Origin of the sequence: Novosphingobium jiangmenense, assembly GCF_015694345.1 — a bacterium.
In the GTDB taxonomy this organism is placed as follows: domain Bacteria; phylum Pseudomonadota; class Alphaproteobacteria; order Sphingomonadales; family Sphingomonadaceae; genus Novosphingobium; species Novosphingobium jiangmenense.
Map to the genome: position 1 here is coordinate 37,485 of NZ_JADQDC010000019.1, position 19,518 is coordinate 57,002.

The window sequence follows — 19,518 nt, forward strand, 5'->3', positions numbered from 1 at the left end:
AAAATGCGCCCGCGCGGGATCGCAGGCCTGACGGCAGCGGTTCTGACGCTCGCGGGCGGCATGGCGGCCTGGACCGGCGAAGTGCCGCGCTGGACCGGCAGCGGCACCCGCATGGTCCTGCCGGACCTGCTGCGGGCCGGCCCGGCCGACCCAATTCCGCTTCCCCCGGAAGGCCTGATCCTGTTCGTGGGAGACAGCAACACGGCCGGGTCGCGCATTGGGGGTGCGTCTGGGGCCTATCCCGCAGTATTCGCGAAAACCATCTCGGGTCATCCGCGAGTGCAGGTCCACGCGTTCGGCGGAGCAACTGTTGCCGATCTCCTACAGCGCCCCCTGCCCAAGGGACCGCTCGCGGTCGCCTTCGTCATGCTTGGCACGAATGACGCGGCAACACGAGGCTGGTTGTCCGAAAAGCGACGCGTGCCGCTGGAAACCTACCGCAGCAACCTCTCGGAACTCGCCCGCCGCCTGCACAAAGCCGGTGCCAGCGTCGTCATCCTCGCACCGCCGCCAGTCGGCAGCACTGCGATGACTCGCCGCCTTGCTCCGTATCGGCTTGCGGCAAGGGAAGTGGCCGAGGACACTTCAAGCGATTTCCGGGATCCGGTAGCGGCATTTCTGCCAAGCCCGCAAACGGCATACCTGCAACGCGATGCACTCCACCTGACACCAGAGGCCCAGCGCGAACTGGGCCTCTGGCTGGCAACTCACACGACGAGCGCGTCCGAAACAGGCAGTTCCAGCACCGGGAAACCAAGCCCGCCATCGGCCTCGCACCCGTCATAGAGACTGCCCTTGTAGTGCCCATTCAGTTCCTCGGCAGTGCCATAGCTGAATGGGCCGCCGCGCAGGTAGCTGATCCGCGCACCTACTGGCCAGGCGCCGCTCTGCAATGACAGCGTGACCGTGTCCGCCGCAGTGATCGTCGCAATGATGCCGTTTCGAGACCAGGTGGTGCCGCCGTTGGTCGAGAACTCGAACCCCGTCACCGCCCTGCCATCCTGCGTGCGCAAGGCACCACCGTTGGGCAGCACCGCCTTGATCGTCAGCGAACTCCGGCTCGGTGCCATCACGACCGTTGCCTTGTCGAGGCGCGCATTGCCCGGCGAGGGACTCAGCCCGCGGGCGCGCAAGAAAGTCTCGCCAATGCGTCGGCCCAGCCGCACGACGCCTTCCGGAAGCACCTGGCTTTCGTGCGGCCCGCCAAGGTTGGTGTCCGGCCCAACAGTTGTCCCGCTGGCGAGATTGTCGATGGCCATGTCGGTCACGGCCGGCCCAACCGCACAGAGGGACGGATTGTTTGCTGCCCACTGCAATTGCCCGGCTTGCGCGCCGCTGCGATTGGTGCCGAAGTCGTCGGCTGACAGCGGCCCCGCATTGGTGGTCGTCGCCCGCGTCGGCAAGCAGATACCCAGCCTGTATCCGGGCGCGTTGACCGTCCCGTCGAACAGCCGGTAGTTGCCGGTAAGGCTGCCCGTCCCCAGCACAACGCCATCCAGCAACGCAGGATAGCTGCCGGGATCGGCTGTATACCACTGCCAGATCGGTACGCGGTCGGTCCCCGCCAACGCCGCCACTTCCACATCCAGCGCCCATTGCCGCGCCGTTGTCGAATCGCGGATCCAGTCGAGTGCGCTGGTTCCGGGTATGCAGGTGTCGATCACGCACAGGGCACGTCCGTTGCCGAACGGCTCGATGCGCGAGGCGATTGCGGTCACGCCATTGTAGACGCTGCTCATTTCCGGTTCGATCACGAAGAGCTGCGGACGTCCCACCGTGCTGAACCGCTTGACCGGGCTGGTCGTCGTATCGCCCGGATCGGAGCGGCTGCCGATGTATCCGCAGAACGATGCCAGCCCCGATGGTGCCTGCGGAACCCCGCTGGCGTAGAGCATGATGTCGCACTGGCTTTGCCCGATGACACTCAGCTTGTGGCCACAGCCGATACGACTGTTCATGCGATAGACCACAGAAGGATCGCTCTCGCTCCACAGTTCCAGGTGGCCCCAGCCCGCAAAGGGCGGCAGCGCGATGTTGATCGTCATGACCGGCCCGGTCCCGTCGACGACGATCGGCGGCACCAGCGTTGCCCCGACAGGCGAGACAACACGTGCATAAAGCGCTCCGTTCAGCCCGCCACTCACGCCCGTCAGCGTGACGTTGCCAGTGCTCTCGCCATCCTTCGGGCACATCACATAGCCATCCGGCAGGCGATCGAAGTGCAGGTACTTCGCCGGTTGATGCGTACTCGTCGCCCCCAATGAAACGGTACCGAACACCGATCCGGCAGACGTCGCATCGCCGGCCGCAAATGGTGCCAGCGCCGATGCCACGCTGTCTTTGCCGCGATAGTCGCGCAACAGCCGGAAACCGGTTGCGCCCGTTAAAGTCGCAGCGATGTCCGCCCCCTCGGCGATGGCCTGCCAGGCCGCATCGCTGCCCGCCGTGCCATGCACGAAGCCATGGAACGCCACCGCCCCGTCGAATGCGCCGCTGGGAGCAGAGAGCACGTCAAGCGTTCCGCCCGCACTGGCCACGTCGCCAAGAAGCACGTGCGTACCGCTCAGACCATTGATCTGCGCAGTTGTGCTGGTCTGTGTCGACCCGGCGATCTTGGCCGACCATGGCGCATAGCTCGTCATGGCATAGCCGCCACTGCCGTTGCACGAGACCACCAGTAATTGCCAGCGAGAGCCGCGGGTCTGCACATCGACCGAAAGGTCGATCTGGTCGCCGCTGCTGCCTTTCGCACGCCAGCGGAACTCGTCGTGCCGCGTCGTGTCAAAGTAGTCGTCGCCATGGTGGACCAGACTGATCGTTTGCCCGCCCGTGCCCACCGCATTGCCGAAGACGCGCGCCTCGCGGTTCAGCTTGGTCCGCTCGTGCGGCACCTGAAGCATGATGAAGAATGCGCCCGGCGTGTCGAACTTGAGTAGCGGCTGGCTGGCAATACCGGTTGAAGGATAAGCAATATGTCCCGCGCGTCCGGCGTACTGCCGATTGAAAGGCGGAAACTGGACGCAACCCGCAGCCGTGCCCGTGGGCGAAAGGGTCGGAATAGCCACTTTGACTTCGGCCCCGCCCAAGTCGGTTTCCGCCCGCAGATTGCCGTTGCGGTCCATCGCCACCACCGGCACGCGGGGGTTCGCATAGAGCGCGCTGCGGGCGGTGAAGTTGCCAGCCACGCTGTTTCGGAAGACCTGTTCCGATGTGCCGCCAGCGAAAGTGCCGGTACCGACGGCTGTTCCGCTTGCTCCTGCTTGCAGATGATTGTTCCGAACCAGCGCGCTGTTCGTCTGGGTTCCCGGCCAAGTCATGTCCCGGAACGAATTGTTGGCAATCAGACACCACCCATCCAGCGTCAGCGACTGGTCACCCCGCAAGGAAAAACCCTGCACAGCAAGACTGTTATGGGCGACCACGACGTGGCTCTTTGCATACGCAAGCTGGCTGCCAATGTTCACGAAGCTGGTGTACGTTCCGGTCAGCTTCTTGTTGTCGAACGCATTGTTGAAGACAAGGAAATCGCGCGCACCGCCGATGCCGGTCAGGAACACGTTCTGTGCAACCAGCCCGGTCGCGATGTTGTTCGCCAGGATGCAGTTCTCGTTGAGAGTGCTGGCGTTCTGCTGATACCAATCGCCATGCACGTCGAACATGGTGACGACCTGCAACGACACGTTCTTGACGTTCTGTGCGTTGAACCCGGCGCCTTTGAGTCCTGCCCGCGAACACGCGGCCGCGCGCCGCTGGTTGTCCATCAACGTAGCGGTAAAGCCGACGCTCAGCCCGTTGAGCCAGTTCACCACATCACTGGCCAGGTAGTTGCCGCTCGCCTGCATGGCCTCGCTGGTGCCAACGTTGAACGACGCGCTGTTTGCCCCCCAACGTGCGGTAAAGGTTCGCGTCGAAGCTTCGTTCCCGCCTGCCAGTTCCAGCGTGGCGGTTGCCTCCGCACCAGTATAGATCACACTGAAGGAAGGCGTCTCTGCCATCCAGAATGAAGAGTCCCAGTCCTCGGTACGGGTATGCACAACGCAGGCCGCGTCGGTCACCACATCCTGATAGCCGTTGCGAAACAGGCACCCCCGGGCAAGGCTGGCCCCGTTGGCAAAATTTGCGACGCCGTCGCTCTGGACTTCTGTCAGCCAGGGAGCATCCCGGACAAAGGATGAAAGCTTCCGTGACGAGCCGCGCCACATCTCGTCGCGCCCACCGGAATGAATAACCTTGATTCCGTCCAGCCAGTGCTGACGCCCGGTCGGGCTCTCATGGTAGATGTTCGAGATATAGCGGGCATCAATGGTTATGTTGGAGCCCTTGAAGCGCAGCCCTTCGTAACGTGTCCGCATGATGGCAGCGGCGTCATTGATGAAGCCACCCTTGGCAATCGTGACGGGCGTTTCTGCCACTATCGTGCAATAGCCCTTGCCTTGGTAGCTCGTCGCCGGCCCCTGTCCGATGTCGATCGTCCCGCCCCCACGGATCGTCACAAGCGGATTGTTCGCGCCCACCGAAGCAAGATATGCCAAAGCCTGGCCAACGCTGGGATAGCGGCTTCCCGCCAGCACTTGCTGGCCGGGCTCGACTGTCACCGTCCGGTCGAACTCCTGCGCCGCCGGATAGAAGCGGTACGGCCCCAGCACCCGGCGCTGCATCGCCGGATCTCGCGGAATCGCCTCGAAATAGACCTGCGCATCTCCGACGCGTCCGTCATGAACCAGTTGCGCCCACCAGCCGAAACATGTCCGCTTCACGCCGTTGGCATCGCGATAGGGGCGGTATGTCGGCGCCTTCACGGTCACGCTGGTGCCTTCATAGTGCACCACCACACCTGCAAGCCCCATCGTCTGAAGCAGCGACCCATTGTCGTTTGCCCCGGCGATAACCCCGACAATAAGGCCCGAGGCGAAGTACTGGTCAGACGGTACGACAAGCCGCATCGCAGGCTTTGCGGTCGTACGCACCGGGTCGACCGGCGCGCCGCCCGCGCCGAAGCCACTGCCGGCCACGCCGGTCCACGCGGCGGAAGGTCGCACCTTGGCAATGGCCATGACGTTATCACGCCCGCCACGCCTTCGTCCCATGCGACCGAAGCCATAACCGAAGCCGGCCATCAGACGAGGCCCACCATATCGAGCGCGGTCGTACCTGTGGCAAGCACCGCTCGCGCCCGCACGTCAAGCACGGAGCCCGAAGCGAGATTATAGAATGTCACGGCAGTGGTGCCGCGCAGCGGCATAAGCCGCACATCGCCGCCCTGGCCCACGAAGATTGCCTTGGTCACGATCGGCAGGCTGGCCTGATCGCTCGGCGTGATCACGAAGCAGTCCTCGGCTGGCGAAGTAAGGCTGTTGACGGAATTCGCGAAGATATCGTCGACCATGGCAAGCTCCGGTTAAATGAACATAACAAGAACATTGCGCTATCATGGGCATGTGTTTGTAGGAAAGTTGAATCTCATCAAAGGATCACAAGCCACCGCTCGCTCACTATCGGCAGGAAAAAAATACCGAAAATCATGGCCATGCCGCGAAGGTTTCTTGCAGCCCCCACTTGCATTTCCCCTCATGCTGCAGTTGCGAATATGGACAAACCTCACTATGGAGATATGCGTATCACTTTATGTGATGATTCAGCTCGCGGCTTCCGCACTGCGGCATCACCGCCAAAGACGAAGAAGGATCAGATGGACCGTTCCGCAATCATCGAACAGCTGACCGAAATCATGATCGACGTCTTTGACCTCGATGATCTCGAGTACCGTGACGATCTCAGCGCCGCCGACGTCGAGGAATGGGACAGCCTCTCAAACATCCGCTTCATGGTCGCAGTCGAAAAGGCGTTTGGCTTCCGCCTCTCCAATTCCGAGATCGAAAGCCTCGACAACGTCGGCGAGATGGTGGACCTGATCCAGCAAAAGCTCGCGTGAACCCCGGCGAACGGCACTCACTGCAAAAGGCCGCCTGGCAATGACCGATGTGCTTACCCTGCCGTGGCTGCTTCCGGCTCCGGCAGATTTTCGCGCGCGCGTTCGTGCTTTGAAGTCCGCTGAGACGGTCAAGGCGGCAGACGTCACCACTCTAGCGGCCTACGGCCTTGACCTCTCGCAGCTTGGCTCGCTCGGCAAGATCGTTGACGCCCGGCGCGAGGAACTGCGAGCCGAAGGGCGCCTGCGCCCGGTCCTGCTGGGTGTCGCGGCTACACATACCGTCGATCTGGTCGCTGAGGCGCTCCCTGCCACAGCTCTGCGCCATGGATTGCTCGTCGATACGGTCCAGACCGACTATGGCCAGCTCGCCCAGGCCGTGCTCGACCCTTCCTCGTCGCTTGCTGCAGCCAAACCCGATTTTGTCCTGCTCGCGCTCGATGCCGCCTCACTTGGCCTCGCCCGCCCGCAGTTCGAGGCGGCCGCCGCGCACGAAGCGGTCCAGTCCGCGCTCGATTACGTTGCGTCGCTGCGTGACGGCGTGCGCACCAACATTGGCGCCGGCGTCGTCCTCCACACGCTCGCTACCCCAGCCGAAAGCCTGTTCGGCAGCTACGATGCGCGCGTCCCCGGCTCCGTCCGCTGGCTGATCGCCCGCTTCAATCAGCGCCTGACCGAAGAGGTCGTGGGTGATTCCGACCTGCTGCTCGACGTGGCCGCGCTGGCCGAAACGGTCGGCCTCGCCCGCTGGCACGATCCGCTGCGCTGGCACGATGCCAAGATCCCTTGCGCGCTGGACGCTGTCCCGCTCTACGCCGATCACGTCGCCCGCCTGCTCGCCTCGGCGCGCGGCCTCGCCCGCAAGTGCCTCGTGCTCGATCTCGACAATACGCTGTGGGGCGGCATCATCGGCGACGATGGTGTCGACGGTATCAAGCTGGGCCAGGGTTCGGCCAAGGGTGAGGCGCACCTTGCCGTCCAGTCGCTCGCGCTTGATCTGCGCCGCCGCGGCGTGATCCTCGCCGTCTGCTCGAAGAACGAGGAAGCCGCCGCGCTCATCCCGTTCCGCGAACATGACGAGATGGTCCTCAAGGAAGACCACATCTCGGTCTTCGTCGCCAACTGGACCGACAAGGCGACCAACCTCAAGGCCATCGCACAGGCGCTCAACATCGGCACCGACGCACTGGTCTTCCTCGACGACAACCCGGCCGAGCGTGAACGCGTTCGCCAGGAACTGCCCGAAGTCGCCGTCCCCGAAGTCGGCGACGAACCTTCGGACTACGTCCGCCTGCTGTCGCTTGCCGGATACTTCGAAGCCGTCGCCTTCAATGACGAGGACCGCAAGCGCGCGGACATGTATCAGGCCAACGCCCAGCGCGCCTCGGCGCTGCAGAAGGTCGGCAACCTCGACGAATACCTCGCCTCGCTCGACATGGAATGCACGATCGCGCCGTTCGACGACCTCGGCCGAGCCCGCATCGCGCAGCTGATCAACAAGTCGAACCAGTTCAACCTGACCACGCGCCGCTATACCGAAGCGGATGTCGCCGCCATCCAGTCTGACCCGAACAAGTTCACGATGCAGGTCCGCCTCGTCGACCGTTTCGGCGACAATGGCATGATCTCGGTGGTGATCTTCGATCGCGGCCTCGACTCCTGGCACTGCGACACCTGGCTGATGAGCTGCCGTGTTCTCGGCCGCCGTGTGGAGGAAGCTGTCCTCGACCACGTGGCCGCCGCTGCGAAGGCCGCAGGTGCAACCCGGCTTACCGGCGAATACATCCCGACGCCGAAGAACGTGCTCGTCGAAAAGCACTTCGAAAAGCTCGGCTTTGTCCAAACTTGTGAACGCGATGGCGGGGGCACAACCTGGGCGCTGGAACTGGCTGATTATGCGGCCCCCGCGCTGCCCATGGATATCCGCACGACCATCGCTTTCGCGGCATAATCCGCAAACGGGAATGGCGCGAGCCGCGTGACACGGTTCGCAAAGGACGGCGCACTGGATTTGACCGGAGGTCGGCAGGGTAATGCTCTTCAATTCGTATAATTTTCTCGCATTATTTCTGCCACTGGCGCTTGTTTTCTATTGGCTGGTCGCGAGGCTACCTCTTGAATGGGGACGCAAGGCTGCGCTCGTCCTGATCTCGCTCGTGTTCTACGGGTTGGGCGCTTCGCGCTTTTTGCCCGTGCTTGGTCTGTCGATCCTGATCAATTTCGCAGCCTCGAAGGTGATTCAGCATCGCGTGGACCGCGATCGGCCGACCATGCTCGCGGTCAGCGTCGGTGTTGTGTTGAATCTGCTGCTCTTGTTTTACTACAAGTACGCAGAGGCCACTCTTTCCTTCCTTCACGTCGATCTCGGGCTGACAGGCTTTGAAGTTCCCAATATCCTGTTGCCGCTGGCGATCTCGTTCTACACCTTTCAGCAGATCGGTTATCTGGTCGATGTTTCGCGCAAGCGCACGCGATCGGGCGGGTTGCTTTCCCACCTCGGCTTCGTGCTGTTCTTCCCCGCGATGATTTCCGGTCCGATCGTCAAGCACTCGGAAACCGTGCCGCAGATGTCGGGCAGGCTGCTGCGGATAGAAGCAGGTTACAACATCGCCATTGGCCTGATGATCTTCGCGATCGGGATGTTCAAGAAAACCGTCATTGCTGACTCCATCAGCCTCTATACCAGCCCGGTGGTTGAGGCGGTCGGGGCCGGTGGGCATCCCGGATTTGTCGACGCGTGGATGGTTGCATTTCTTTACGTCCTGCAAATCTATTTTGACTTCTCCGGCTATTCAGACATGGCGATCGGCGTTGCCCGCATGTTTGGCATCATCTTGCCGCTCAACTTCCACTCACCGCTCAAATCCGATGGCTTCGTTGAAATCTGGCGCCGCTGGCACATGAGCCTTGGTCGTTGGGTGCAGACCTACATCTTCCAGCCGCTGTCTGTGCCGATGGCCCGTTTTGCCATGAACCGGGATCTCGATGGCGTAGCCTTCAATACCTTTTCAACTTACCTGCCTACGATCACCGCGATGGTCGTTCTGGGCGTTTGGCACGGTCCGGGCCTCAACTATGCGCTGTTCGGCTTGATGAACGGTGTTTTCATGACCGTAAACGAGCTGTGGGCGCACTATCAGAAGCAGCGCCGGAAGCGGCTGGGCATCAAGAAGGTGCCAACCACCCTGTCTCGCATAGCATTGGCACGCGGTTTGACCGTTCTCGCCTTTGTTCTCTCGCATGTTCCGTTCCAAAGCCTGACGTTCGAAGCCACTTTGCACATGTTTGGCGCCATGGCTGGCTTCAGCGTGACCTCGCCCGAAATCGAAGCGGTACTCACGGCTTGGCCCTTTGGTCTTGCAGGCGCAGCAATCATGCTGCTGCTCGGCTATCTCGCGATCTTCCTGCTGCCCAACACTCAGCAAATCATGGGACGCTTCAACCCCTGCCTCGAATGGGACAAGTGGAGCAAGGTCGGCCATGCCAAGCTGCATTGGGAATGGAAGATGCGGCTACCTTATGCCGTGCTCACGGGTCTGATTTTCTTTGTCGGTTTCGCGTTCATTGCACGCGGCTCGCTCAACTTCATCTACTTTGGCTTCTGAGGGGAACCTAACCATGGCTGAGAAGCTGAGCCCCGCAACCAATCCAGAAGCAGATGAGACCGCGAGCCTTCACGGCAGCCTCGTCATAGTGGCAGCGCTTGTCACCTTCCTCGCGCTTTGCGCGCTCACCTTGCTGCTGCCCGGCAATCCCTATGTCCGCTACCAGCAATTGGGCAGCACCATTCATTTCCGTACTGTCTGGGCTTACGAACGCATCGTGTTCGACAAGACTCCGATCGACGTCGCGTTGATCGGCAATTCGCGCCTCGGTGCGGGGGTGAGCGGACCTGAACTCTCGCAAGGCCTCGCTTCGCGTCTTGGTCGCCCGGTTCATGTGGTCAACTTCTCAATGCCGCAGGACGGTCGCAACACGCATTACGTGCTGACGAAGCTGCTGCTGGCCCATCATTCCGAAGTGAAGCTCATCCTTGTCGACATCATCGAGCAGTCGGCGCGCAAAGGCCATCCGGCTTTCCGTAATCTTGCTGATACTAACGACGTTCTCACCGCACCTGCGCTCATCAATTTTGGCTACGTCGATGACCTCGGCTACCTTCCCTACCGCCAGATGCTGACGTTCGCGGGCACTCGTTACCCCGCCCTGTTCGGCTTCCGGACCAGCGTTGATCCGGCGCAGTATCTCGGGCCGGACATGGAAACCACCACCAGCTTCACCCAGGTCACCGGGGCGCGGATAGACCGCGATACCATTCACTCGAGAGATGAGATCGAAGCCGGCGCTGCCCCGATCCGCAATGGCCAAACCCCGCCGGTCCTGCCGCGCTTCCTGCATGACGAGGAGTTCGTCATGCCCGAACTCTACATGGACAAGATCGCTGCACTGGCCAAAGCCAAGCGTACCAACATTGCCTTCCTCTATCTGCCGGTCTTCGGCGCGGAGCCGGTTGCTGCGGACTGGAAGTTCTACGAAAAGTACGGGCCTGTGCTCGATGCCCGCTTTCTCCGGACCGACCATCGCCAGTACTCCGATGGCGCGCATCTCAATCGCATAGGCGCGCAGCGTGTCGACGCATGGCTGGCTGCGGAACTGCTCAAGGCGCCACAGCTGCTCGAGAAGCGTGGGGCGCCGTAAACCTTGCTCGCACTTGCGAAATACCTTACGTAAAAACCCGATCCCGCACGCATTATGGCAATCATTCACGAGGCACACAGATGAGCGTCCTTGAACTTCAGGATCGTGGCGGGCTCTACGCTTTCGACGAGGCGCAATGCACCGAGGCGGGCAAGCAACTGGCCGAGCGCTACCAGTCGGCCGAACCGTTTCCCCATATCGCGATCGACGATTTCGTCTCGAAGGACGTGCTGCGCGAACTGCTCACCGAATTCCCCTCTAGCGACGGGCACGAGTTCTTCGACCGCGATCAGGAGCGCTTCAAGTACCAGTACCACCCGCAGGAATGCGGGCCCCGGGTGCGCAACCTGCTGGCAGAGCTGAACAGCCAGGCCTTCCTCTCGTTCCTCTCGAACATGACCGGGATCAAGGGCCTCATCTCCGATCCGTACTACCTCGGCGGCGGCCTGCACGAGACCAAGCGCGGCGGCCACCTCGGCGTCCATGCAGACTTCAACATCCACAACAAGATGAAGCTGCAGCGCCGCCTCAACCTGCTGATCTATCTCAACGACGATTGGGACGAAGCCTGGGGCGGACATCTCGAGCTGTGGGACCGCGAGATGAAGGGCTGCACCGAGAAGGTCGCCCCGCTGATCGGCCGCGCGGTGCTGTTCAACACCGATCTCGACAGCTTCCACGGCCACCCTGATCCGCTGGCCTGCCCGCCGGAGCGTTCGCGCCGCTCGATCGCCACCTATTACTACACCGCCCCGCCCGAGGGGGTGGCCAACCTGCCCAAGCGGACCACCGTGTTCAAGGAACGCCCCGGCTCGACCGACCGGGCCGACTGGAAGGTGCGCGCGCAGCATATGTGGAAGGACTGGGCGCCGCCCGCCGTTCAGCGCATGCTGTCCTCGGCCAAGGCGGACTGACGGTACGGCTGGCCTTCCTCGCTCTGGGGTTTGCGCCCTGGGCGAGGGCGGTAGCCAGCCCATCGCTTTGAATCTATAGAGACGGGATGACCCTGACCCCGATGGCCACCGCACCCGCAGCATCCGGACCGGCTTCCACCGACCGCCCCGTGCGCCAACGTCTCACGATGCAGGAGCGCCGCCAGGCCTGGGCCCGGCACCGCGAGGCGATGACCCGGCTGGTCACCGGCAAGATCGACTGGATCCCCGTCCTCGTCTTCGCCTCGATCCTGATGTCCCCCGAGGCCCGCATCGACCTCAGCGGCTTTCAACTGTTTCCGTATCGAATCGCCTTGATCGTTTCCCTGCCGTTTGTTGCAGTGGAAGCAATTCGAAGGCCTATTCGACCAAGTCTTGCAGACATCTTGTTTCTGGCGGCAACAGCTTGGATGTTCATGGCTACGGCGTCCCATTATGCGATAGATATCGCCTTCAAGACTGGCGGATCAACCACTCTGGACACGCTGGCAGCATATCTTGTCGGACGGATCTTCTTCCGTGAACCCCTTGACTTGCGGCGTTTCCTGTACCGCGTCACACCGTTCTTGGTGGCGGTAGCGATTTTAATGTTCCTTGAGAGCGTATCTCATAGATATTTGGTGCGGACATTTATTGGATCTTTGACGGGCTTTTCGCCACAGTCAACGATTCAACGTGTTTACGAGTTACGATTTGGTCTTCTTCGAGCGATGGGACCATTTCTGCACCCAATTGCGGCAGGTCTTTTTTTTGGTTCCCTAGTTCCACTTTTCTTGGCCGCCGATTTGCCAAAAAGAAGGTGGCTTGGTTTGCTCGCGTGTGCAGGAGGCTTCTTCGCTTGGAGTTCGGCGGGCGTGGCCACAATCTTGGCAGGTCTCGCCCTCGGCTTTTACGACTATGTTCAACGTCGGCTCAGGTGGGGGTGGTTTCCCCTGATAATGGCTGTCGTAGTTTCGTTGGGCATGATTGAGAGTTTTACCTCGGATGGCATAGTTAAATTCCTGATCCGGAATGCTTCCTTTAATCCACAAACGGGTTACTTTCGCTTGGCAATCTGGGAGTACGGGTCTGCGGACGTTGCGCGCAGTCCATGGATAGGGATTGGCATACTCAACGATTACACGCGCCCGAAGTGGATGCACTCCGACAGCGTGGACAATTATTGGCTGCTGTTGGCATTGCGGTATGGCATCCCGTGCTCACTCGCCATGCTTGCTGCGGTTGCACTGAATGTCCTCAAGCTCAGCTTGGCCGGCAAGTTCATGGAGAATGGCGCATTGCACGGACGGCGGATGGCCACTGGTTTGGCGATCAGCGTTTTTGTTCTTTACGTGGTTCTCATCACGGTGTCCCCTTGGGGTGCGGACATGAGCTGGTTGATCATGCTTCTCGGCATGGCTGGTGGCCTTGCTGATCGCCGTCGAGGAGGCAAGGACGAATTACCTGCTCCCTCTCGGGCGCGCGCGGCTCGATGATTTACTTGGCAGCGAATTTCGATCAGTTTCCATCGGCCAAGTAGCTGCAAATACGCCTGATTTTAGTTCCAAAACGGACCAAACTAGCTTAAGTTAGTCGCCATAATCACCGTGGCGAGGAAACAATGGCTACGAATCCGACCCCCACCTTGGGGCGACTGAAGACGTTGCAGGCTGGCTTCCGGCGCAAGCGGTTCAAACGGGTCGAGGCCATCATCTCGACGATAGTGGCGGAAAAGGGGAGTTGCGCGGTTCTCGATGTTGGTGGACGCGGCGATTATTGGCAGATGCTCTCACCTTCGTTACGCTCGAAGACCGATATCGAAGTCATGAACTACTCGGCAGAGTTGGTAAGCTACGCTGCGTCTCCGAAGGATGCCCTGAGGGTCAGCAACGTCGTCGGAAACGCCTGCAGCATGCCGCAATACCAGGATGCCCAGTTTGATCTGGTGCATTCAAATTCTGTGATAGAACACGTTACCAGCTACCAGAACATGATGCTTTTTTCGGAGGAAGTAACGAGAGTTGGTCGTTTTTATTATATTCAAACTCCGAACTACTTCTTTCCTATCGATCCTCACTATGCATTCCCGTTCATTCATTGGTTGCCGGACAACCTGAAGATACGTGCGCTGGCCAGTTTCAAGGTCGGCACGGCCATTACGGGAGGGTTTGCCGACGCCATGGCCGAAGTGGACAACTGTCGCATGCTCGGTCGTTGGATATTCAAACGCCTGTTTCCGGACGCTCGCCATTTGCGTGAGCCATTTCTCGGCTTGTTCACCAAGTCACTGATCGCGGTAGGCTCCCGCTATGAACCGTGCCCGCGGCTTGATTGATTTGATCCCGGCGGTGTGCGACTGCTCAATCAGGGCAGGCTGACATATCGGGGGAAGCATGAGTTTGAATCGTCTGCATGCGCTTCGCCGGGTTCTCCTGAACGCGAAGAGAACTGTCCTCACCCGAATTTTCAGGATGGACATCCATCCGACGGTTGAACTCTCCCTTTCCGCCAAGCTGGATCTTACTTTTCCGGCCGGAGTGCATATAGGGGCTTATACCTATATCGCATATGCGGCATATATTCTCACGCACGACAGGACGCGCGGGCTCTACCTTCACACCCGGATCGGCGCGAACTGTTTCATCGGAAGCTACAGCATCATTCTGCCGGGTGTGCAGATCGGAGACAATTGCGTGATCGGTGCCGGAGCTGTCGTGACCAAGGATGTTCCAGCTCGCAGCGTGGTCGCCGGAAATCCAGCGCGCGTGATCCGCTCGGATATCGAAGTCGGTCGCTACGGGCGCTTTCTCGATGCCGACGACACCGAACGCGCCCTGCGCGCTAGCGATCCCGCAGTCGGCGCGTTGCCTGACAAGTTCCTCGGCAAGAATTGAAGGCTCCCCCCATGCTTCAGTCTGCCAGCGACCCCACCATCACCAACGGGAAACCCGGCGAGCCGCCGCTGGTCTCGGTCATGCTGGTGAACTGGAACACGCGCGAGATGACGCTCGATTGCCTGCGCACGGTCTACGAACAGACCCGCGAAGTGCCCTTCGAAGTGATCCTCGTCGACAACGGTTCGCACGATGGTTCGGCCGAGGCCATCGCCGCCGAGTTCCCGCAAGTCGTGCTCATGGCCGAGACCGAAAACCACGGCTTTGCCATCGCCACCAACATTTCCGTCGAGCGCGCGCGCGGGCGCTATGTCCTTCTGCTCAACACCGATACGCTGGTGCTCGATGGTGCGATCGACAAGCTGCTCGCCTTCGCCCGGGAACGCCCCGAGGCAAAGATCTGGGGCGGCCGCACCCTGTTCGAGGACCACACCCTCAACCCCTTCTCCTGCTGGGGCCGGGTCACGCCGTGGAGCGCCTTCTGCCAGGCCTTCGGGCTGAACGCCGTGTTCCGCAATTCGGAACTGTTCAACTCCGAAAGCTACGGCGGCTGGAAGCGCGACTATGAGCGCGAGGTCGATATCGTCCAGGGCTCGTTCTTCCTGATCGAAAAGGCGTTCTGGGACGAACTCGGCGGCTTTGACCCAGCCTTCTTCATGTACGGGGAGGAAGCCGATCTCTGCGTGCGCGCCACCCGCTACGGTGCCGCTCCGCGCATGACACCCACCGCAACCATAGTCCACTTTGGCGGCAAGAGCGCCACCAAAAAAGCCAACAAGCTGGTCTACATCCTCGGCAGTCGCAACGGCATGATCGAACGCTACTTCCCGCAAGGCTGGGTAGGCTTCGGCAAGGCCATGACAGCGGCGTGGGCTTTCACCCGCTCGATCGCCTACCCCGCCGCCTCGCTGATCGCCCCGCGCTTCAAGGAAAGCGCCGCCTGCTGGAAGGAAGTCTGGCGCCGCCGCAACGAATGGCGCAACGGCCCCTTGCAGCGCGCTACGAAGGGCTGACAGAAAGCTCAGGTCGTTCCTTGACACGACGCGGTTCTGCCTTGGGCGTTCCCAGCAGCATGCCCGACACCTTCGGCGCTAGCCGAGCTGCCATCATTACCCCCGCCGTGCTTGCAATGAATGCACCGGCAACGAATGCGGCTTGCGAGTAGGGTTCGACGATCCGGAACATGGTCAGCGCCAGCGGATGGACCAGATAGACTCCCATCATCATGCCCGCGACGCGGTTGACCCTTGCATCACTCCAGGAAACGCGCGCTGCCAATTCGACAAGGAGCACGCCGGCCAAGAACTCCAAGACTTGTACGTCCCCCGAAACAGCAAACGCCAGAGCGAGAGTGCCGACAGTCAAGCCACGCAGAAGCGCTGTTCCGTTCCGATTCGCGCCTACCACCGCGCCCAACAACACCGGGACGGTTGCATGAAACCACTGCGGAACGGGCGGTGGCGCCTGAGCAACTTCGGGCCGGAGATAATGAAATGCGCCGATAATCGGCACGACCGCCATAAAGGCCAGCGCACCGATAGTCCGCTGACTGACGCGCACCTTCAGCAGGCCTAGCACCGCCAAAACCGCTGCCATGAATGGCAAATACCACAAGTGAATCGATGGCCCCGCCAACACGCCCAATACCGGACCGCCCTCAAGGTTCAGTACCGGCTTGCCTTTCACCACGTTCGCCGCTGTGTAGATCGCCGACCAGAACACGAAAGGTACCAGCAGCCTCGTAGCATGGCGCGTCCACGGTGTCCGTCGCTCGAAGTTGACGCCAAGTTCGAAAAGAGCAGTCAACAGCAGGAACACGGTCAGCCCGGTATAGCCAATCTCCGATCCCGTTACACTGGCGTGGAACCAGACAATACCTGCCGCACTGACGATCCTAAGCAGTTCGAAACTCGATTGACGCGCAGTCACCATCGCCATTGCCCACCAAAGAGGATCGAATCGTGAGTTGGCCACAAGGTAGGCAAAATACTTTCAAAATGAACCAAAAATCGCAAGACTAACCGTCGAGCAACTACCTCACCCCGTCCGCGAGCTGTCGTCCCGCTCCCAGACGATCTGCTTCTTCGCCCGGATCGTCCGCCGCGCCATCTGCCGTCCGACGATCTTGATGCCGAGATACCACGCCAGATCGAGCAGCCCGACGCGTCCATGGCCGCCGCTCTGCTTGCCGAGTGCCGACAGCAGCGAGCCGCCCGTCGTCGTCCGCGCCGTGTGCTCGGTATCGTGGCTCGAAAGCTTCAGCTGCATGTCGCCCGCGCGGCGGCGGCTCTCGATCCGCACCAGCGAGCGCAAGTCGCGCGGGGGGAACACCGTGAAGCTCACCGCCGCCCCTTGCGCATCGCGCTCCACCCGCATCCGCTGCTCTGGCGCGAACCGGGTCCGCACGTAAAGATCGTCCGCCACCACGTCGGGGAAGGTGCCGACCTCAGCAAGCCCGCTCGCCGAAAGCCCGAACAGCCCCGATCCGACCATGCCCACCCGCACATAGGGCTGCTGCAGCCACACCTTGTAATAGGCCCGGACCGGCCAGGAACAGCCGGTCAGGTCCACGGCGAGCGCGGGCGCCGCCGCCTTGATCGCCCCGTCCTCGCCCAACACCTGCGCCACCGCCGCCAGCGCACGCGGGCTGACGACGATGTCCGCATCCAGAAAGAACCGCGGGCTGACGGTTGCCGCCGCATTGCCTTCGTTGAGCGCAAGGATCTTCGAGCCGCGAGCGATGTCGAGCACCGTGGCCTCCGGTGCCACCCGCCGTGCGATCGCCGCCGTCTCGTCCTTGCAGCCATTGCAGGCCACCACGATCTCGGGCGAAATCTCCGGGTCCGATTGCAGCGCACGCAGGCACCGCTCGATCACCGCCGCCTCGTTATGCGCGGGGATGACCACCGAAAAGTCGTGCCTTGCCGCTGCCATCTGCGTCCTCTTCGTGAAGCCCGTGCGCCGTGCCGGAAGTTGCGCGACACCAGTGGCTTACCCTGTGCGAAACGCGCTCGCAACAGACTTGGTTGCAGCGCAGCATAGGTGTAGGGTCGGCACCGGTCCCGGCCTCGCGGGCACCAGCCCCAAGGAGCCGACAAGCCGCATGCGTGACAGGATTGCAGCGCTGATGAAGCGCGGAATTGCGCTGGACCTGCTGATCGGGCTGAGCCTCAAGGGCAGCGGCGCGGTTGCGAGTTTCGGACTCAACCTATTGATTTCACGCGCTTTAGGCGCAGAGGGCGTCGGCGCATACCAGATTGCGCTGGCCACCGCGACGCTGCTCGCCGTCGCCTCCACCATCGGGCTCGATACCGTCGTGTTGCGCTCGGTAGCGGTGGCACACCGGCGTGGCGATACCGGCATGGCGCGGGCCGCTATCGTGCGCTCGATCCGCGTTGTCGCCACGCTTGGCACCGTGATCGGCCTCGCCATGGCAGCCCTCGCCTGGCCGATGACGCACCTGATGATGGACCGGCCCGAACTGTTCCTGCCGGTCCTGATCATGGCGCTGGCGGTGCCGATGCTGGCGCTGGTGCGCACCATCTCCGCCTCGATCCGCGCCACCGGCAGCGTCCTTCTCTCGCAATCGCTTGACGGCATCTCCTACACCGGTCTCTCCCTGCTCGTGCTTGGCACCCTCTGGCTGGCCTCGGGCGGAGTTGCCGTCCTTGCGCCTGAAATCGTTTACACCAGCGCCTGCACCCTCGTCATGCTGTTCGGCCTGGCAAGGATCCGTACGATGACTCGCGGCTGGCCGCATGGCGAGCAGACCGTCTCGCTCAAGTCAGGCCTGCGCATCATGGTCATCTATCTGGCCGCCTTCTTCTGCGACTGGATTGCGGTGGTCACGCTCGGTACGTGGCATGGCCCGGCGGAGGCAGGGATCTATCGCGTTGCCGTGCAGTTCGGCCTGCTGTTCACGCTGGTGCGCAATTCGTTCGACCAGATGGTCGGCAGCCACATCGCCGCGCGCTATGCGGAAGGGCAGTATCGCGGCATGCTCGCCATCGCCCGCAAGACGGGCATGGTCGGCGCGGCGCTGTGCCTGCCGTTGCTGCTGGTGATCCTCGTTGTTCCGCAATGGCTGCTGGGCCTGTTCGGCCCCGGATTTGTGCGCGGCGCCCCCGCGCTGATGATCCTGGCCGTGGGTCAGTTCATTGCCGTGACCGTCGGCCCGATCGGCACGGTACTTGATATGGCCCACCGCGAGCACATCGCCATGCGCATCGAGATTGGCGTGACAGTGGTGACCATCGCCCTTTTCCTCGTGCTGATCCCGCTCTTCGATCTGACGGGTGCAGCCATGGCGATAACGATCGCGATCGTCGGTCGCGCTGTGGCGCTGCTCCTCGCCAATCGCGCCTTCATCCGTGCGATGGAGCAACCCCGACCCAATGCTTGACCGCCTGAACCGTTGAAGCGCGGCGAAAGAGTTGGCGGGGCGGGCCCGCTAGTGCTCAAGTAACGGCGGCAGCAGGAGGCTATGCCATGGACGCGGTCACGATTATCGAAGACGACCTTGCTGGCGAGGCCATCCGCAGCCTTGTCGCGCTGCATCTTGCGGGCATGCATGCCAACTCGCCCGCCTGCAAGGTTCACGCCTTGCCGGTTGAAAAGCTGCGGCAACCCGGCGTCACTTTCTACTCGGCGTGGGTCGGGGACGCGCTCGCCGGGATGGGTGCGATCCGCGAGCTGGACCCCAATCATGGCGAACTCAAGTCCATGCGCGCTGCGCCCGACTGGCTGCGGAAGGGGATCGGCGAGGCCTTGCTGATCCACCTGCTCGGGGTGGCGCGGCAGCGGGGATACGAGCGCGTCAGTCTGGAAACCGGGCAAGGCCCCGCGTTCGAGCCCGCCCTGGGCCTCTATCGCAAGCACGGTTTCATCAATTGTGAGGCTTTCGCCGACTACGTGCTGGACGATTTCAGCCAGTGTCTGACGCTGCATCTTTAACCCATATGGAGTGTTTCCCCGGGGAAACACTCCATCATGGCGTTGCGTGTGTTGGTGTCAGAGCTTGCCGGTGAGTTCCGGGACCAGCGTGAAGAGGTCGCCGACGAGGCCGATGTCGGCGACCTGGAAGATC

Annotated in this window: 16 protein-coding genes; 12 read left to right on the forward strand and 4 right to left on the reverse strand. The window is 61.7% G+C overall.

What is annotated here, in order from left to right; all coding sequences use genetic code 11:
* The first annotated feature begins 3 nt into the window (after positions 1-3).
* The gene (locus I2488_RS18675) at positions 4-786 is read left to right on the forward strand and encodes an SGNH/GDSL hydrolase family protein (protein WP_214652461.1); all 783 of its coding nucleotides are present in this window, start codon (positions 4-6) and stop codon (positions 784-786) included.
* Here the strand turns inward: I2488_RS18675 and I2488_RS18680 are convergent.
* On the reverse strand, positions 708-5,117 hold the full coding sequence (locus I2488_RS18680) for a hypothetical protein (protein ID WP_196277303.1): 4,410 nt from the start codon (positions 5,115-5,117) through the stop codon (positions 708-710). The two genes, I2488_RS18675 and I2488_RS18680, sit on opposite strands and share 79 nt — an antisense overlap.
* Positions 5,117-5,386 carry a spike base protein, RCAP_Rcc01079 family gene (locus I2488_RS18685; protein ID WP_196277304.1) on the reverse strand — a complete coding sequence of 90 codons (270 nt, stop codon included), beginning with the start codon at positions 5,384-5,386 and terminating at the stop codon, positions 5,117-5,119. The genes I2488_RS18680 and I2488_RS18685 overlap by 1 nt, the downstream gene beginning before the upstream one ends.
* 303 nt (positions 5,387-5,689) lie before the next feature.
* Between I2488_RS18685 and I2488_RS18690 the strand changes: the two genes are divergently transcribed.
* From I2488_RS18690 to I2488_RS18730, 9 genes are all read left to right on the forward strand, one after another.
* A complete protein-coding gene (locus I2488_RS18690; protein WP_196277305.1) occupies positions 5,690-5,932 on the forward strand; it encodes an acyl carrier protein in 243 nt (80 codons plus the stop codon).
* A gap of 40 nt (positions 5,933-5,972) precedes the next feature.
* On the forward strand, positions 5,973-7,880 hold the full coding sequence (locus I2488_RS18695) for an HAD-IIIC family phosphatase (RefSeq protein WP_196277306.1): 1,908 nt from the start codon (positions 5,973-5,975) through the stop codon (positions 7,878-7,880).
* An 82-nt stretch (positions 7,881-7,962) separates the two neighbouring features.
* On the forward strand, positions 7,963-9,534 hold the full coding sequence (locus I2488_RS18700) for an MBOAT family O-acyltransferase (RefSeq protein WP_196277307.1): 1,572 nt from the start codon (positions 7,963-7,965) through the stop codon (positions 9,532-9,534).
* Positions 9,535-9,547: 13 nt separating this feature from the next.
* Positions 9,548-10,627, forward strand: a complete 1,080-nt coding sequence (locus I2488_RS18705; protein ID WP_196277308.1) for a hypothetical protein — start codon at positions 9,548-9,550, stop codon at positions 10,625-10,627.
* A gap of 80 nt (positions 10,628-10,707) precedes the next feature.
* On the forward strand, positions 10,708-11,541 hold the full coding sequence (locus tag I2488_RS18710; RefSeq protein WP_196277309.1) for a 2OG-Fe(II) oxygenase: 834 nt from the start codon (positions 10,708-10,710) through the stop codon (positions 11,539-11,541).
* 86 nt (positions 11,542-11,627) lie between these two features.
* Positions 11,628-13,034 carry an O-antigen ligase family protein gene (locus I2488_RS18715; protein ID WP_196277310.1) on the forward strand — a complete coding sequence of 469 codons (1,407 nt, stop codon included), beginning with the start codon at positions 11,628-11,630 and terminating at the stop codon, positions 13,032-13,034.
* Positions 13,035-13,159: 125 nt separating this feature from the next.
* Positions 13,160-13,873, forward strand: coding sequence for a class I SAM-dependent methyltransferase (locus tag I2488_RS18720; protein WP_196277311.1), 714 nt, complete (start codon positions 13,160-13,162; stop codon positions 13,871-13,873).
* 136 nt (positions 13,874-14,009) lie between these two features.
* The gene (locus I2488_RS19755) at positions 14,010-14,432 is read left to right on the forward strand and encodes a DapH/DapD/GlmU-related protein (protein ID WP_281390112.1); all 423 of its coding nucleotides are present in this window, start codon (positions 14,010-14,012) and stop codon (positions 14,430-14,432) included.
* A gap of 11 nt (positions 14,433-14,443) precedes the next feature.
* Positions 14,444-15,445, forward strand: a complete 1,002-nt coding sequence (locus I2488_RS18730; RefSeq protein ID WP_196277313.1) for a glycosyltransferase family 2 protein — start codon at positions 14,444-14,446, stop codon at positions 15,443-15,445.
* Here the strand turns inward: I2488_RS18730 and I2488_RS18735 are convergent.
* Positions 15,432-16,370 (reverse strand): acyltransferase family protein, encoded by a 939-nt coding sequence (locus tag I2488_RS18735; RefSeq protein WP_196277314.1) that lies wholly within the window; start codon positions 16,368-16,370, stop codon positions 15,432-15,434. The genes I2488_RS18730 and I2488_RS18735 overlap by 14 nt on opposite strands.
* A gap of 99 nt (positions 16,371-16,469) precedes the next feature.
* Positions 16,470-17,366 (reverse strand): glycosyltransferase family 2 protein, encoded by an 897-nt coding sequence (locus I2488_RS18740; RefSeq protein ID WP_196277315.1) that lies wholly within the window; start codon positions 17,364-17,366, stop codon positions 16,470-16,472.
* A 169-nt stretch (positions 17,367-17,535) separates the two neighbouring features.
* Here I2488_RS18740 and I2488_RS18745 point away from each other — a divergent pair, with 169 nt between their 5' ends.
* Both I2488_RS18745 and I2488_RS18750 read left to right on the forward strand, forming a co-directional pair.
* Entirely contained in the window at positions 17,536-18,834 is a 1,299-nt protein-coding gene (locus tag I2488_RS18745) for a lipopolysaccharide biosynthesis protein (RefSeq protein ID WP_196277316.1), read from the forward strand.
* An 86-nt stretch (positions 18,835-18,920) separates the two neighbouring features.
* Entirely contained in the window at positions 18,921-19,385 is a 465-nt protein-coding gene (locus tag I2488_RS18750; RefSeq protein ID WP_196277317.1) for a GNAT family N-acetyltransferase, read from the forward strand.
* The last annotated feature ends 133 nt before the right edge of the window (positions 19,386-19,518 follow it).